An 878-nucleotide genomic window follows, 5' to 3' on the forward strand; every position below is an offset into this window, starting at 1 on the left:
CGAGTAGCACTTTCTTGCGCCCCAATGCATCGGACATTGGGCCATAGATGAACTGGGAAGGGCCAAATCCAAGTAGATAAATACTCACGAGGAGCTGCGCTTGATCGAGTGAAACTGAGAAGTCTTTGGCGATCCAAGGTAGGGAAGGCATCACTAAACCCATGCTCAATTGGCCAACACTGATGATCAAACATGCCAATAGAATCGTGCGGAAATTGATGGGACGTTTCATGATGATTCACCATCGGCGAATCCGGCATTTTTTCGCGTTCTTAGAGCGCCATCTTCATCAAACTCGCTCAATTTTGCTTTGACTCGTTTAACCGTCGACAAGCTGACATCGCATTGCTCTGCCACGCTCAACAGCGTGTTCCCTTCTAATAGTAACGCCGCGATGAGCCGATGTTTTTCCCGGTCAGCAGGGCGGCCACGGAACTTCTGTTTCCACAAATCTGGTTGATCTTTAATGGCTTGGCGGCCTTGCTCTGCCGCGAACAACCGATGCTGAATTTGTACCTTTCCATAACCTGATAGCAAAGCGAGTAACGTTTTCGTCTGTTCTGAGTCGGGTTCAAACGTCAATGGTTCACACACGGTTTTTAGTGTGACGCCTTTTTCAAGCAAGGCTCGAATGGCGTTGAGAGCCTGACTAAAATCGCGACCAAATGCTGTCAGCCACCACATCACGATGGTATCGCCAGATTGAATCGTATTGCTAAGCTTTTGAAACGCTTCTCTTTCTGAAGGGGGAACGCAGCCACGAATTTTATCTTCAAAATTCAGCGCATCAGGAGCGGCCTCGTGCAACGCAGCAAGGTGCTCACTGTGGGCTTTGTTTTTTGGAGAGTAGCGCGTGTAGATATAAGTCGCCATGACCG

Annotated in this window: 2 protein-coding genes; both read right to left on the minus strand. The window is 48.9% G+C overall.

The window, feature by feature from the left end; genetic code table 11:
* On the minus strand, positions 1-232 hold a 232-nt coding region (locus R7O13_RS25270; protein WP_318304996.1), incomplete at its 3' end, for an MFS transporter.
* Positions 229-873 (minus strand): recombinase family protein, encoded by a 645-nt coding sequence (locus R7O13_RS25275; protein WP_243196800.1) that lies wholly within the window; start codon positions 871-873, stop codon positions 229-231. The genes R7O13_RS25275 and R7O13_RS25270, both read right to left, overlap by 4 nt.
* Positions 874-878: the final 5 nt, after the last annotated feature.

The sequence above is a fragment of the Vibrio sp. Y176 genome (genome assembly GCF_033438945.1).